The organism is Xanthomonas vasicola pv. musacearum NCPPB 4379, from assembly GCF_000277895.2.
Lineage (GTDB): Bacteria > Pseudomonadota > Gammaproteobacteria > Xanthomonadales > Xanthomonadaceae > Xanthomonas > Xanthomonas vasicola.
In genome coordinates, this window is record NZ_CP034655.1 from 2,157,715 (window position 1) to 2,173,741 (window position 16,027).

The window sequence follows — 16,027 nt, forward strand, 5'->3', positions numbered from 1 at the left end:
CATGCCTGCGCGCGTAGTGGCGCAGATCGGCAGCGAGGCTGGTAGTGAAACGACAGCGGCCGCAGTACGCGGCCGTTGTCGTTAGATCAGGCAACCAGGATCGTCTTGCCGATTCCCAAATCCCGATCCCGAAAATCAATGATCGCTGGAGCGCAATCCATCCACATCCAGAATCAGCGCCATGCGGCCGTCGCCGATCAGGGTGGCGCCGGCGTATCCGGGTAGGCCGCGCAGGGCGCGTGGCAGTGGTTTGATCACCACTTCCTCGCGGCCGCGGACTTGGTCCACCACCAGGCCGAAGCGGGTTTCGCCGGCCTGCAGCAGCACCACGGTCAGTAGCGGCGGTTGTTCGGCCGGTACGCCCAGCCAGCGGCGCAGGTCGATCAGCGGCAGGGTATGCGAGCGGCGGTCGAGCACCGCGCGGCCGTCGAACCAGCCCAGCGAGGTCTGCGGTGCGTGTAGCACTTCGACCACGCGGGCCAGCGGCAGTGCGTAAACCGCTTCGCCGGCCTGCACCAGCAGAGTCGGCAAGATCGCCAGGGTCAGCGGCACGCGGATCATGAAGCGGCTGCCGCGGCCCAGTTCGGACTGGATCTGGATCTGCCCGCTGAGTTCGCGGATGCGCGACTGCACCACATCCATGCCGACGCCGCGGCCGGAGATGTCGGTGACTTCCACCTTGGTCGAAAAACCCGGCATGAAAATGAGGTGCAAGCACTCGTCGGTGCTCAGGCGGGCGGCGGCTTCGGCGTCGATCAAGCCCTTGTTGCGTGCGATTTCGCGCAGGCGTTCCGGGTCGATGCCAGCGCCGTCGTCTTGAATTTCGATGCTGACGTAATCGCCTTCCTGCTGCGCCGAAAGGCGCACATGGCCGCTACGCGGTTTGCCGGTGGCTTCGCGCAGGGCCGGCGATTCGATGCCGTGGTCGATGGCGTTGCGCACCAAGTGCACCAACGGGTCGGCCAGCGCTTCGACCAGGTTGCGGTCCAGTTCTGTTTCGGCGCCGATCAGTTCCAGTTCCACTTCCTTGGACAAGGTGCGCGCCACATCGCGGGCGACCTTGGGGAAGCGGGCGAACACTTTGCTCACCGGTTGCATGCGGGTGCGCATGACCGCGGTCTGCAAGCGTGCGGTGGCGATGTCCAGCGTGCTGACCGCGCGGTCGAGTTCTTCGTCGCGCAGGCGGGTACGCAAGGTCTTCAAACGGTTGCGCGAAAGCACCAGTTCGCCGATCAAGTTGACGATTGCGTCCAGGCGCTTGGTGTCCACGCGCACGGTCTGTTCGGCTTCAGCGCCGCTCTTGGCCGCGGCCTTGCCGGCCGCCTTGGGGGCGGGCGCATGCGCGTCTTCGCCATGGGCGGCAGCCACCGGCTTGGCAGCCGTTGCCTGCGGTGCGGCCTTGACCGCTGGCGGGCCACTTTTGGCATCGAACTGTGCAATCAAACTGGCCGGCGCGTGCGGCACGGTCTCGCCGGAGCCCATGGCATCCAGCATGGCCTGCAGATAATCCAGCGACTGCTGCGCGGCATCGAAGTGATGCGCCTGCAGCACCGCCTGGCCGGAGCGCGCCATGCCGAGGGTTTCTTCAGCGGCGTGGCACAGCTCCACCATGGGCTTGATCGCCAGAAAGCCGGCGCCGCCCTTGAGCGTGTGGAAGCCGCGGAACACCGCGTTGAGCTGGTCGGCTTCTTCTGGCGCCTGTTCCAGCGACACCAGCTGTTCGCCGAGGCGATCCAGGATTTCCTGGGCCTCGACGATGAAATCGGCAGCAATATCGTCTGGAACAGCACTCATGGTTACAGCCCCAATCCGGACAGCAGGTCGTCGGCGTCGTCTTGCGACACCGCATGACGGTCCAGGCCCTTGACTGCAGGACCGGCAAGACCGCCGTCGTCTTTCTTCGGCTCGGTGCTCTTCGGCGGCAGGCCGAGCGCACCGAAGCCCTCATGCACGCGCCGCACGATGCCGGCCACGCGACGGATGATCTGCCCGCTCAGATCCTGGTAGCTCTGCGCCAGCGAGAGTTCGGTCAGGTTATGGCGCATCTTTTCCAACAACGCGCCCTGGTCCTGGTTCAGACCGCCGTCGCGCAACTGGTTGGCCAGTTCGCGGCATTCTTCGACCAGATCCAGCGTGCGATGGCTGGCCTTTTCGGTCATTTCCACCACGTGGTCCAGGCGCGAACAGGCATCGTCCAGCTCGCCGGCTTCTTCAGGCACGGTGGGCAGTTCGCCCAATGCCTGGCCGAGTTCGCGTGCGAGCCGGCTCAGGCCCTGCATCATCGGACGCGTACGCAGAGCGGCGAGGTGATCGACCTCGCGCTTCCACGCTGCTTCGTCACCGCTTTCCAGTGCGTCGAGCGCGCCTTGCAGGCGGTCGATCAACGCGGCGCGTTCGGCATTGGTTTCCACGGTGGCGTTCATCAGGCGGTGGCCGCCAGACGTTCGAACACCTTGCCCAGCTTTTCTTCCAGCGTCTGCGCAGTGAACGGCTTGATGATGTAGCCATTCACGCCGCACTGCGCGGCTTCGATGATCTGCTCGCGCTTGGCTTCGGCAGTCACCATCATCACTGGCAGGTGCTTGAGCTTGGCGTCGGCGCGGATGTTGCGCAGCAGGTCGATGCCGGTCATGCCGGGCATGTTCCAGTCGGTGACCACGAAATCGAACGGGCCAGCACGCAATGCCGCCAGGGCGCTGTTGCCGTCTTCGGCCTCTGCGGTATTGGTGAAGCCGAGATCGCCCAACAGATTCTTGACGATACGTCGCATCGTCGAGAAGTCGTCCACGATCAGGATCCGCATGTTCTTGTTCACATCAAGCTCCTAACACGAAAAATACGCGAAAAAATTATTCGTCAATTTCGACACCGGCGTCGGCCAGTTCGAAGACTTTGAGGCGGCCCCGCAAACGCACCACTGCCTGGCCGTGGATCTGGCAGACGCGCGATTCGCTGACACCGAGCACGGCGCCGATTTCTTTCAGATTCAATTCTTGTTCGTAGTACAGCGACAGCACCAGCTGCTCGCGCTCGGGCAATTGGCCGATGGCCTTGCCCAGTTCGCGGCCGAATTCGCCACGCTCCATCATCTGCTGCGGGTTGGGGCCACCCTTGGCGGTGGTGTCCAGCTCGCCGTGATCTTCGATGCGCGATTCCAGGCTCAGCACCTGGCCACGCGCGGCATCTTCCATCAGACGCAGATAATCGAGCAGCGGCATTTCCATCGCGGCGGCCACTTCGGTGGCGGCGGCGGCGCGGCCGGTGTTCTGTTCGATCTTGCGCACGGCAGCAGCCGCATCGCGGGCGCGGCGATGCACCGAGCGCGGCACCCAGTCGCCACGACGAATTTCGTCGATCATCGAGCCGCGGATACGGATCGAGGCGTAGGTTTCGAACGAAGCGCCCTGTTCGGAGTCGTAACTGCGCGAGGCTTCGATCAGGCCGATCATGCCGGCCTGGATCAGGTCGTCCACTTCCACGCTGGCCGGCAGACGTGCCGCCAGATGGTGAGCGATGCGGCGAACCAGGTCGGCATGCTGGGTCACCACGTCGTTGGCGTTGTTGCGCTGCACGGCGCGGTACTGCGCGCTGGCCGTGGTGGCGGTAGCGGTGCTCATGCGGCCACTCCCCGTTGGATGATGCGTTCGACAAAGAACTCGACGTTGCCGCGCGGCACGGTGGGAGCCTGCCAGCGCGAGGTACGGCGTGCGATTTCTGCGATGGCCTGCGCCGACGGACTGGCGGGGTAGGCTTTGATGACGGGTTGCTGACGTTGCACCGACAGGCGCAACCAGTCGTCCTGCGGCACGTGGCCGAGGTAGTTCAGCGACACATCGCCCAGGAACTTTTCGCACACGCGCGAGAGCTTGTCGTACAGCAGGCGACCTTCGTTGGGGTCGCGCACCATGTTGGCGATGATCTGCAGACGGTCCACGCCGCGTTCGCGGGAGAGCACCTTGATCAGCGCGTAGGCATCGGTGATCGATGCCGGTTCGTCGCAGACCACCACCACGGTGTCCTGGGCGGCCTGACAGAAGGTCAGCACGCTGTCGGTGATGCCGGCGGCGGTGTCGATGACCATCACGTCCAGGTCGCGTTCCAGTTCGGAGAACACATTGACCAGGCCGATGTGCTGGGCCGGGGCCAGTTCGGCCATGTGGCGGCGACCGGACGCAGCCGGTACCACCAGCACGCCGCCGGGGCCTTCGATGATCACTTCATCAAGTGTGCAACGCCCGGCAATCAGGTCGGCCAGGGTGTACTTGGGCGAGAGTCCCAAGACCACATCCAGGTTGGCCAGGCCGAGGTCGGCGTCCAGCAGCAGCGTGCGTTTGCCCATGTCGGCAAGCGCCACGGCCAGGTTGGCGGAGATGTTGGTTTTACCCACGCCACCCTTGCCACCGGTCACGGCAATAGTGCGCACCGGGCCCAAAGGCTCGGGACGGGTCGCCGACAGGGGGAAGGCGTTGGTCAGCTTGGCGTATTCACGCGACTGCATGGTTGTGCTCCGGAGTACAGGGCTTATCGGCAGCGCGCCGCAAATCTTCAAGACGAAGAACGAGACTGGCGGCATTGGCGCGGTGCAGGTCGTCAGGGACCCGCTGTCCGTCAGTCACCCAGGTGATGGGCATTTGGTGGTCGACCACCACCGACAAGGCGCTGCCGAAGCGGCCGGTCTCGTCGAGTTTGGTCAGCACCACGCCTTGAGGTTTGGCGTGGGCGAAGCGGCGTACGACCTCGTCGAGGTCGGAAAAATGGGCGTTGGCAGGCAGCACCAGCAGCGAGGTGACCTGCTGGGCGGCGCGTAGCCAGTTCAGCTGGGCAGCCAGGGCGCGGTCGCGCTGGCCCATGCCGGCGGTGTCGATCAGCACCAGCTTGTAGTCGCGCAGGCGCTCGAGCAGTTCCAGCAGGCTTTCGGCGCTGTCGGCTTCGTGCACCGCGATGCCGAGCTGACGGCCGTAGCTGTGCAGCTGCTCGCGGCCGCCGACACGCTGGGTGTCGGTGGTGACCAGTGCCACGTCGCGCGGGGCGTGCTGGGCAGCGAAGCGCTGGGCCAGCTTGGCAATGGTGGTGGTCTTGCCGGCGCCGGTCGGGCCGACCAGGGCGATCACGCCGCCACGTTCCAGCGGGTCGACCGGGGCTACCGGCAGACGCTTGGACAGCAAGCCCAGCATCAGGCCGCGGCCACGGTGCAATTCGGTATCGGCCGGGATCTGTAGGGCCACGTCGCGGATCAGGCCGGCGTCGAAACCGTAGTCGTCCATCAGCTCCAGAGCTTGGGCACGCACCGGTGAGCCGCGCAGGCGCTCGTCGGTGAGGCGGTTCATTTCGCGCTCGATCATCTGACGCATCAGCGCCAGCTCGCCGCGCAGCTGCTTGAGTTCTTCATCGTTCTGCGGTGCCGGGGCGGCGGCAACCGGCACCGCGGCCAGGGCGACCGGGGCTGTCACGATCGGCGGCAGTGAGGCCGGCGGCAGGATCTGCGGCAGAGCGTCATCCAGATCGAAGTCGGCTTCGTCGTCGCGCTCGTCTTCGTTGTGGCCATAACCGGCATGCACGGCAAGCGCAGCGGCCATGACCGGGCTGGCAGCCTGCGCCGGGGCGGCCTGCACGGCCGGGCGCTGCACCGGAGCGGTGGTCAAAAAGTCGGCGAACAATTGTTCCGGGACGGCCGACAGCGCATGTTCCTGGCGCGGTGCGGTGGTGACGGCAACCGCGTGGGCCAGTGCCTGGGCGGCCGGCGAGGGGATGGAAGCGGTGCGCACCGGGGCGGCGGCCGGCGTCTGGCGCGGCACGTTGACCGGCTGACGCAGCGCCATCGCGGCGATCATGTCTTCAGCGGCGCTGGCAACGCGCTGGCGCTGGCTCACGCTGGCATCGGCAGCCGGGTTGAGCGGCGCATGCACCGGTGCGGCGGGCTTGGCCGGGGCTTGCGCGGCAGGCGCCTGCTGGATCGGGGCCGGCTCTTGATGTGCGGCGACCGGCGTCTCGGAGCGCGCGGTTTCCAGGGCGCGCTGCACGAGTTCTTCGTCGTAGTTGCTGGCAGCGACGATCTCGATGCCTTCAGCGGTACGGCGGTTGGACAGGATCACTGCGTCCGGGCCGTGTTCTTCACGCACCATGCGGAAAGCGGTGCGCATGTCCGGGGCAACGAAGCGTTTGATTTTCATGCGAAGTGCCTCCAGGAACGGGACCCGCCGGACGCCGGACGGGTGCACGATGAATGTGGGTGTGTTGCCAGCGTCATGAGTTGCCTGTCCCGGTCGTTGTTCCAAGTCTTGCGTTCGCTCCGGAGCGGTGCTGCTGCTGCGGTGTCGGCAGAGCTAATGCATGCGGTGTGCCAAAACGCGCCGTGCTGGGTTTCCGGCGCCGGAAGAGGGCGGGTCGCGACAGCGGCGACGCAATGCGTACGGCTCGGCTGGTGGTTCAAGTCACTGGATTGACTAGCTTTTTCCCAGGATATTGAAACGCTGGCGGCAGCGTGCGGGCAGATTTGGCGGGCGAGCCGGTCTTACCCGTATGGCACCTGCAGCCCTCAGGCATGGCCAGCGCCATGCAATCGATTGGAGCGCCAGACCAGTGGCGGCTTTCCGACGCCGGCTGTGGTGGTCGATTGCCGTCCGGTCGCCGGTCCTGGCGGCGTGACGCCTGCCAGGTACCGGCGTGTCGTAGAAGCGCACCCGGGCGCGACGGGTTTTACCGGCAAAGCCCGGTCGCGCCCAGGTGCGCTCCTACGGTGTGCACCAGTCGACGGACACCTTCCAGCATCTCTGGGATGTCTTGGTCATGCCAACATCTCGCCTCATGGCAGGCGAGGGGATGACCCTCGGCGGCAACGCGTCGCTGGATTACCAGCATGTCGTAGGAGCGCGCTTGGGCACGATAGGCCTTGCTGGTAAAACCCGACGCGCCCGGGTGCGCTTCTAAAGCGTGTGTTGCTTGACGGACACGTTTGGACGTCTGCGGGACTCAGCTAATCGTACCGACCAGCTTCAAACGCTTGTCTTCCGGCACTTCGCTATACGCCAGCACCGACAGGCTGGGCACGCTGTGGCGGACCAGACGGGCCAGCGCGGCGCGGACCTGGGCGGGCACCAGCACCACCGCCGGTTCGTTACGGGCTTCTTGTTTGCCCACGCATTCGGCCAGGCTCTGGTGCAGGCGTTCGGCCAGGCCCGGTTCCAGCGCCACGCCATTGCCTTGGGTGGATTCCTGCAGCACGCGTTCCAGCTGCGGGGCCAGGGTGAACACCGGCAGCTCGACCGACATGCCGGCGATTTCCTGCACGATGAAGCGGCCCAGCGAGGTGCGCACAGCGGCGGTAAGAGCGGCCGGGTCCTGGCTGTGCGGGGCGTGCTCGACCAGCGCTTCGACGATCTTGCGCAGCTGGCGCACCGGAATCTTCTCGATCAGCAGGTTCTGCAGCACGCGCACCACCACAGATAGCGGCAGCGCCTTCGGGGTAAGGTCTTCGACCATCTTCGGCGCGGTCTTGGCCAAGGTGGCCAGCAACTGCTGCACTTCCTCGTGGCCGAGCAGTTCCGGGGCGTGTTCGCGGATCAGGTGCGACAGATGGGTGGCGACCACGGTGGCCGGGTCGACCACGGTGTAGCCCATCGATTCGGCATAGGCGCGCTGATGCGGCTGGATCCAGGTGGCGTCCAGGCCGAATGCCGGGTCCTTGCCGGGGATGCCGTCGAGCTGGCCGAGCGCGCCGCCTGGGTCCAGCGCCAGTTCGCGGTCGGAATAGATTTCTGCGGTGGCCACCGGCACGCCGTGCACCAGCAAGCGGTAGGCGTTGGCCGACAGTTCCAGGTTGTCGCGGATGTGTACCGGCGGCACCAGAAAGCCGATGTCCTGGGTGAGCTTGCGGCGCACGCCCTTGATGCGCGCCATCAGCTCGCCGCCCTGGTTCTTGTCCACCAGCGGGATCAGCCGGTAGCCCACTTCCAGGCCCAGCGGGTCGATCGGGCGCAGCTCGTCCCAGCTCAGTTCAGCGCTCGCCTGGGCGGCAGTGGCGGCCGCGGCAGCCTTCGGGTCGGTCGCGGGATCGCCGGTTGGTGCAACCACCAGGCTGCGCTTGTACATTTTCCAGGCGATCACGCCCAGGATCAGGCCGAGCGTCAAAAACGCGACGTTCGGCATGCCCGGCACCAGGCCGACCAGGCCCAGGATGGCCGCCGCCACTGCCAGTGCGCGGTGCTGGCCGAACACCTGGCTCATCATGGCGCCGCGCATGTCCTGCGCACGCGAAGCGCGGGTTACCAGCAAGGCGACCGACGATGACACCAGCAAGGCCGGCAGCTGCGCTACCAAGCCGTCGCCGATCGACAGCAGGGTGTAGGTGGACGCGGCATCCATGAAGCTCATGCCGTGCTGGAGCATGCCCACCGCCATGCCGCCGATGAGGTTGATGAACAGGATCATGATCGCGGCGATGGCGTCGCCGCGGATGAACTTGTTGGCACCGTCCATCGCGCCGTAGAAGTCGGCTTCTTCGCGCACTTCTTCGCGGCGGGCCTTGGCTTCCTCACGCGTCAGCAAACCGGCGTTGAGGTCGGCGTCGATCGCCATCTGCTTGCCGGGCATGGCGTCCAGGATGAAGCGCGCGGTCACTTCCGACACGCGCCCGGCGCCCTTTGTGATGACCACGAAGTTGATGATGGTCAGGATTGCGAACACCACGATACCGACGGCGTAATTGCCGCCGATCACGAACTGGCCGAAAGCCTCGATCACCTTACCGGCTGCGGCGTGGCCGTCCTGGCCGTTGATCAGGATCACGCGGCTGGAGGCGACGTTGAGCGCCAGGCGCAGCATCGTGGTCATCAACAGCACGATGGGGAAAATGGTGAATTCCAGCGGGCGTTGCACGTACACCACCGCCAGCAGCACCATCAGCGAGATGGCGATGTTGAAGGTGAACAACGCATCCAGCACCGGTGCGGCCAGCGGCACCATCAGCATGGCGAGCATGGCCATCAAGGCCAGCGGGGCGCCCAGGCCGTTGCGCAGCAACTCCATGACGCGGCGGGCATTCATCGGGGCGGGGCGGGCGCTCATGCGCCGGCTCCCTTACCGAACTCATCCACTTCAAGCGACGGCAATTCCGGCATCGGGCCGCCGTTCCAGCCACGCAGCTGGTAGACGTAGGAAAGGACCTGGGCCACGACGGAATAGAGTCTCACAGGAATTTCCTTGCCGATTTGCGCTTCCCTATACAAGGCGCGTGCCAAAGGCGGTGCGGTGACGATCGCAACGCGGTGCTGCTCGCCGGTTTCGCGGATGCGGAAGGCCATTTCGTCCACGCCTTTGGCCACCACGATCGGGGCGCGCATCTTGCCGCCTTCGTACTTGAGCGCTACCGCGTAGTGGGTGGGATTCATCAGCACCACGTCGGCCTTGGGCACCGCTTCCATCATCTGGCGCTGCGACATCTGCATCTGCATCTGGCGGATGCGGCCCTTCACTTCGGGGCTGCCCTCGCTTTCCTTCATCTCGCGCTTGATCTCTTCGCGCGTCATCTTCAGCTTCCGCATCCAGTTCCACTTCTGGTACGGCGCATCGACGGCGGCCAGCAGCACCAATGCGCCGGCGGTGTAGAACAGCAGGCTCTTGGTGAAGTCCAGGCCGTTGCCGACCGCCTGTTCCAGCGGCTGGCTCACCAGCGCGCGTAAACCAGGCAGGCTCTTGGAGATGCAGAAACTGGCGGCCAGGCCGACGAACAACAGGCGCAGCACCGACTTGACCAGCTCGGCCAGGCTATTGCTGCCCCACATGCGCTTGATCCCGTTGGCCGGGTTGAGCTTGGTGAGGTCGGGCATGATCGCCTTGCTGGAAAAGTGCAGGCCGCTCATCAGCAGCGGGCCGGCCAGGCCGGCGGCCAGGCAGATGCCGATCAACGGCAGCATCACCCACAGCAACTGCAGCAGCAGATCGCCGAAATGGCCGAACAGCGCCATCGGGTTTGCGCGCATCGTCGGGTCCGGGCTGAGCGCGGTCTTCATCCAGACCGTGGCGCGATCGCCGATACCGCGGGCCAGCGCCATCAACGCGAATACGCCGGCACCGAACACGGCCGCCGTCGACAGTTCCCGCGACTGCGGGATGTTGCCCTGCTCACGGGCTTCGCGCAGGCGTTTTTCGGTGGGAAGCTCTGTACGCTCGCCGCCGTCTTCGGACTCGGACATGAAGGTGCCGGTGGGGGATTAGCCCAGCTGATGCAAGCCGCGTTCCAGTTTGTGGAGCTGGGAATCGGGAATCGGGATTGGGGGAATCGGAAAAGCGATCGCTGCGGTTGGAATTGCGGCGTGTTGGGGCTGCGTAGTGAGGAGGGCAGCGCATCGGAGCTGGTACGTTTCTGCGGCAGTCCAGATCGATGCGTGGCCAGGGCGTCGCTGAGCCTGGAGGCTGGGTGGGCGGTCGCTCGACGCCGTTTGTTGCTCAGCTCGCCAGGTGGCGTGGGCCGTCGCGCTGGGCGACCACGGTGGCGATGAAGCGTTCGGCGTCCATCGGGCGGCCCAGCAGATAGCCCTGCAGCTGGTCGCAGCCCAGCCGTTCCAGGGTATTGCGCTGGGCGGTGGTTTCCACGCCTTCGGCCACCACCTGCAGACGCATGGTGTGGGCCAGCGCCACCACGGCGGCCACGATGGCGATGTCTTCGGCACTGCTGTCCATGGCCTGCACGAAGCTGCGGTCGATCTTGAGCTCGTGCGCCGGCAGCTTGCGCAGGTACAGCAGGTTGGAATAGCCGGTGCCGAAGTCGTCGATGGCGATGTGCACGCCCAGCGCGTTGAGCTGGACCAGGGTGCGCAGGCAGGCCTCGGCGTCGCGCATGGCCATGGTTTCGGTGATTTCCAGGGTGAGCTGGCCCGGTGCCAGCGTGAACTCGCTGAGCGTGGTGGCCACTTCGTCCAGCAAGCTGGGCGAGGCCAGTTGCAGGGCCGACAGGTTGACCGCCACCCGCCAGTCGCCGTGCCCGGCCTGCCGCCAGTCGCGCATCTGGCGGCAGGCTTGCCGCAGCACCCAACTGCCGAGCAGGCCGATCATGCCGCTGCGCTCGGCCAGCGGGATAAAGCTGTCCGGCGGCACCAGGCCGCGTTCGGGGTGCTGCCAGCGGATCAGTGCTTCAGCGCCGATCGGGCGGCCATCCTCGGCGCAGTATTTGGGCTGGTAATGCAGCACGAACTGGCCCAGCTCCAGCGCGCGCGGCAGTTCCTGCAGCAACTGCAGGCGGTCGCGGGTGGTGGCCGTCATCGAGCGTTCGAAAAAGCTGTAGCGGTTGCGGCCGGCGTGCTTGGCGTGGTTCATCGCCGCGTCGGCATGCGTCAGGAGCTGGGGACCGCTGTTGGCGTCTTCAGGGTACAGCGCAATGCCGCTGCTGCTGCTCAGCCGCAACTCGTGGTTGGAGATCAGAAACGGCACCGCCAGGTCTTGTACCACATGCGCAGCGAGCGCGGCGGCATCTTCCGGGTCGGCGATGTCGGCCACCAGTACAAACTCGTCCGCGCCCAGCCGCGCCAGGCTGCCGTTCGCACGCCGGTGCGCGTTCAAGCGTTCGGCCACTACCACCAGCAGGCGGTCGCCCAGCTGATGGCCGTAGCCGTCGTTGATCACTTTGAAGCCGTCCAGGTTGATCAGCATCACCGCAAAGCGCTGCCCGTCGCGCTGGGCGCGTTCGATGTTCTGCAGGAGATGCTCGTGCAGCAGTACGCGGTTGGGCAGGCGGGTGAGTGGGTCGTGAAGCGCCGCCAGAGCGAGGTCGGCATTGGCCTTGGCCAGCGATTGCGCCAGCACGTCGGTCCGCTGCTGAAAGCGGACCGATAGCAACGAGATGATCAGTGCCAGCATCAGCAAGACAAGAGTTACCAGCACCACCGCCACCGCCGGCCACGACAACGGCAGATGCGTATCGGCGACCGCGCCACACATGCTGCCGGGCGCGAACTGGGCGGCGGCCATGCCGGTGTAATGCATGCCCACGATCGCGCCGCCCATGATCAAGGCGGCGATCAGGCGCAAGCTGGAGCGGCGCCCGTGGTGGCGCAGCCGGAACGCGATCCACAACGCGGCGGCAGAGGCGCCGATGCCGATGGAGATCGACAACCCGAACAGCAGCGGGTCATAGCGAATGGACGGCACCATGCGCAGCGCGCCCATGCCCATGTAATGCATCAGCGCAATGCCCAACCCCATCAACAGCGCACCCAGGCCGAGCCGTCGCCACGGCAGATCCGCGCGCGAGCTCAGCCAGAGGGCTAGCGCCGAGGCCAGGATTGCCGCCAGCATCGAGTAGAGCGTCAATGCCAGGTCGTAGCCCACTGGAATCGGCAGGCGGAACGCCAGCATGCCGATAACGTGCATCGACCAGATGCCAATTCCCATGGCAATGGCGCCGCCCACCAGCCACGCGGCTGCGATGCCGCCACGGCTGGCGGTCATATGTGCGGCCAGTTGCAGCGCGGTGAAGGAGGCCACCACGGCCACCACCAGCGACAGCATCACCATGCCAAGGTTGTAGGTTCCGACCACCTATCCAATTCCCACGTCGAAAGACGCGTTGCCCCAGACCTAGCGACCCCTTGCGCAACTTCTTGAGCGCAGGGGAGCGGCCGATGTCATCAACGGTGCGTTGCCACCAGGATACGGCACGCTTGAACCTGCTGCGGCCGACCGGCGTGCGCTGGCGACATGCGCAATCACAGCGCGTTCGCGCGTTTCAACTGCCGGCGTGCCGGGTATCGGCACTGGACGCGTGTGCGCTACATCCTTTGCGCGTGAGCTGGCATGGCGTGGTAGCTGCCTGCGCAGCTCATGCCACCGAACTTTCCGGTTCTTCCGGTTCGATGCGATTACGGCCGGAACGCTTGGCGCGATACAGCGCCTCGTCGGCACGCGCCAGCAACGAAGCGGCAGTGTCGCCGACGCGATACCAGGACACGCCCACCGAGCAGGTCACCTGCAGTGGGCGTGCGGTACCCACCTCGTACGGGGCCAGGCTGAGCGCTTCGTGGATGGCACGCAGCCGGTGCTGGCTCTGTTGGGTCATGCCCGGCAATAACAGCAGCAATTCTTCACCGCCGTAGCGGCCCACCTTGTCCGAATCGCGCAGGCAGGCCGTCAGCCGTGCGCCCACCTTGGCCAGCACCGCATCGCCGACCAGATGCCCGTGTCCATCGTTGACCTGTTTGAAGTGATCCAGATCGATCAGCACCACCGCCAGTGGATGCTCGCCGTGCGCGCAGCCCTGCAGTTCTTCGGCCATCGCTTCCAGGATGCCGGAGCGATTGAGCAGGCCGGTCAACGCGTCGTGGCTGGCCTTCAAGGCCAATGCCGCACGTGCGCTTTCCAGTTCGCGTTTTTCGCGCTCCAGCTGGTAAGTGCGCTCGGCCACCAATTCGGCCAGCATGCGTTCGCGCGCTACCAGATGGCGATGCCGCCAGCGCCACAGGCCGATCAGCAGACCGCTGCCGATCAACACATACAACGCGATCGCCGGCGGGCTGCGCCACCACAGGGGCGCAACCGCAAAGGGTAGATCCGCGATCGGCGATACGGTGCGACGGTAGCGGTCCAGCACCTGGACCTGCAGGCGGAAATGCCCGGAGGGCAGCGGCGGCTGGTCGATGGACAGGTTGTCGCTCTGAATCCATTGGTCGTGCAGGCCAAGCAGGCGATAACGCACGGTCAGGCGGCTGGGGTCGTCGTAGACTTCCATGGTCGACAATTCGATATGCAGGGGTCGATCGCTCCAGCCCAGCAGTTGCCCGCGCTGCACCGGCATGCCGCCGCGGCTGAGGCTGTCGATATGTACGCTCGGCTGGCGCTCGTCGAACAGGCGCGCCGGGTCGCTTAGGTGGCTCACTCCGCGTGCGGTGCCGATCCAGATCGAGCCATCCGGATCTTCGGCAAACGCCGCCTCGGAGACGTCATCCCAAATCAACCCCTGCGACTGCGATAGATGCGCCCATCGCTCACCGTCGTAGACCTCCACGCCGCCCGCATGGCCCACCCAGACCCGGCCGGCGCTGTCGCCACGCAGCAGGTAGACGCTGACATCGCGCAGCGCATCATCGCGGATTTCCTGCAGGTCCAGGCTGCCGCGCAACAACATGCCGTGCCACAGGCCGGGGCGATAGAAGGCCAGCCACACCTCACCGCTGTCGCTGATGTGGAACTTGCTGATCCATGGCTCGGGCGCGCCGCCGTTGACCTTGACCTTGACCTTGGACCATTGCCCATTCTGCAATCGGAACAAGCCGTTGGCGGTAGAGACCCACAGCGTTCCGTCGGCGGTTTGCTGGACATCGGTGCAGGCGATGGCAGGCATGTCGGCCACGGCCTGCATGCTGCCGCCGTCGAGCGGGTGCTCGATCACGAACAGGCCACCGGCACTCAGCATCCACAACCGGCCCTGGCGGTCGATCAGCAGGCGACGCCCAGCGCGAGGCAGTCTGGCGATTTCCGCGCTGTGCCCGTCCGGCCACGTGCGGCGCAGGAAACCGGCCTGAGGGTCCACAGACTGCCGTCCTGGCTGCGCTGCATGCCCACGATCTGGATGCCGGCGTTATGCAGGGCCGGGACGAAGCGTCCATCCGGATCGGTCTGGCGGCCGATGCCGTGCTCATTGCCGACCAGCAGCGCGCCTTGCACGTCGCGGGCGATCGACCAGGTCGGCGCGGCCGGCATGCCTTGCGAGGCGTCCCAGTTTTCGATCCATTCGTAGCCGGCCCAGCGCACCAGACCTTCGCCATCGACGGTCATCCAGACATCGCCGTCGCGGTCCACCACGATCGCATCGCTGCTGCCGGGTGGTAGCCCATTGTCCGCGCCAAAGCTGCGCCAGTGGCCGTCTTCCCAACGCACCAGGCCGTCGTTACGACGCACCAGCACGCGTCCCTCGCGGTCCATCACCAGCGGCGCCGGCCGCCCGACCGTGCTGCCATCCAGCAGCGGGAGCGAGCGAACACTGAAGGTAGTCGCCCCGGGGGCGCGATAGAGCAGGGCGCCGGCACCGCGCACCCATAGCCCGCCGTCGCGGTCGCGCAAAACGCTGTACCAACGGTCGTCCGGCACCCCATGTTCGGGCCCGAACACCTCCACCTTGCGCTGCGCATCGATGGCGCACAGCTTGCGTGCGCAACCCGCCCACAGCGTGTTGCCATCCACCGACAGGGTGAACACCTTGGACAACTCGGGAACGCGCACGCGGGTTGCGGTATCCAGCAACGGTTGGCTCTGCCAGTGGCCGTTGGCGCGGGGCTGCAGGATTTCCAGACCCCCGCCATTGGCCAGCACCGTGCCCCAGGGCAGGCTGGCGAGCTGCATCTCGTCCTGCAGGTGCTGGGCTTCATCCGGCGCCAGTTTGCGGAACCCGTGTTCGTCGCCGACGAACAAGGCTTGGAACCCTGCCACCCACAACCGCCCATCGGCGGTTTCGGTCATCGAAGTGGTGGGCTCGTTGCGCAAGCCATCCAGCTGAATCTGTTGAAAGATGCGCCCGTTATAGCGATACAGCCCGCTCTCGGTGCACACCCACAGCAAGGTGGCGCGGGTCTGCAGCAGGCAGGTGCCTGCAAGCCCGAGCAGGCCTTGGTCGTGGGCATAGCGCCGGATGCTGATGCTCTGCGCGCCAGCCAGATTCGCCACCGCCAGCAACGCCAACAGCAACACCACGGCAAACGGTGCACGCCGGTGCGACGACCTCCATTGGCGCTGCTGAAACCCCACGGACGTTGCAATCTCCCACGCATCGGCGCATGCGGTCCGCGCCCCTCGCGCGGTGTCTCACGCTTGCCATTGGCAGCCCCCAAAAGCAGGCCGCATGGGAACAACTAGCGGCTGCTAACGCGTATTTCTTTAATGCTTCAGCAAGCATGACGGTGTGAGGATCCGGCGAACGCGGCTGTTCGCTGGATGGTGGTGTACGGCGCTGGTCACATGTGTGCGCACGCTTGACCCATACGCAATCCCTGTAGGAGTTTCCAAAAGCGCGTAGCAGTACGATGCGTGGTGAGTGCTGACCTGC

Annotated in this window: 9 protein-coding genes and 1 pseudogene; all 10 read right to left on the minus strand. The window is 65.8% G+C overall.

Annotation, left to right across the window (positions count from 1 at the left end):
• Positions 1-135 precede the first annotated feature (135 nt).
• On the minus strand, positions 136-1,794 hold the full coding sequence (locus tag KWO_RS10095) for a chemotaxis protein CheA (protein WP_039432434.1): 1,659 nt from the start codon (positions 1,792-1,794) through the stop codon (positions 136-138).
• A gap of 2 nt (positions 1,795-1,796) precedes the next feature.
• Positions 1,797-2,423 carry a protein phosphatase CheZ gene (locus KWO_RS10100; protein WP_010374309.1) on the minus strand — a complete coding sequence of 209 codons (627 nt, stop codon included), beginning with the start codon at positions 2,421-2,423 and terminating at the stop codon, positions 1,797-1,799.
• A complete protein-coding gene (gene cheY, locus KWO_RS10105) occupies positions 2,423-2,815 on the minus strand; it encodes a chemotaxis response regulator CheY (RefSeq protein ID WP_002813536.1) in 393 nt (130 codons plus the stop codon). The genes KWO_RS10100 and cheY overlap by 1 nt, the downstream gene beginning before the upstream one ends.
• Positions 2,816-2,849: 34 nt before the next feature.
• Positions 2,850-3,617: an RNA polymerase sigma factor FliA gene (locus KWO_RS10110; protein WP_010380978.1), complete on the minus strand. Its 768-nt coding sequence runs from the start codon at positions 3,615-3,617 to the stop codon at positions 2,850-2,852.
• On the minus strand, positions 3,614-4,498 hold the full coding sequence (locus KWO_RS10115; RefSeq protein WP_010374294.1) for a MinD/ParA family protein: 885 nt from the start codon (positions 4,496-4,498) through the stop codon (positions 3,614-3,616). The genes KWO_RS10110 and KWO_RS10115 overlap by 4 nt, the downstream gene beginning before the upstream one ends.
• Positions 4,485-6,170, minus strand: coding sequence for a flagellar biosynthesis GTPase FlhF (gene flhF / locus KWO_RS10120; protein ID WP_017113305.1), 1,686 nt, complete (start codon positions 6,168-6,170; stop codon positions 4,485-4,487). Before flhF ends, KWO_RS10115 begins: the two co-directional genes overlap by 14 nt.
• Positions 6,171-6,969: 799 nt before the next feature.
• On the minus strand, positions 6,970-9,042 hold the full coding sequence (gene flhA / locus KWO_RS10130; protein WP_017113303.1) for a flagellar biosynthesis protein FlhA: 2,073 nt from the start codon (positions 9,040-9,042) through the stop codon (positions 6,970-6,972).
• Positions 9,043-9,059: 17 nt separating this feature from the next.
• A complete protein-coding gene (gene flhB, locus KWO_RS10135; RefSeq protein WP_010380961.1) occupies positions 9,060-10,190 on the minus strand; it encodes a flagellar biosynthesis protein FlhB in 1,131 nt (376 codons plus the stop codon).
• Positions 10,191-10,443: 253 nt separating this feature from the next.
• On the minus strand, positions 10,444-12,531 hold the full coding sequence (locus KWO_RS10140) for a putative bifunctional diguanylate cyclase/phosphodiesterase (protein ID WP_017113302.1): 2,088 nt from the start codon (positions 12,529-12,531) through the stop codon (positions 10,444-10,446).
• Positions 12,532-12,811: 280 nt separating this feature from the next.
• Positions 12,812-15,729 (minus strand): annotated as a pseudogene (locus tag KWO_RS10145) (diguanylate cyclase domain-containing protein).
• Positions 15,730-16,027: the final 298 nt, after the last annotated feature.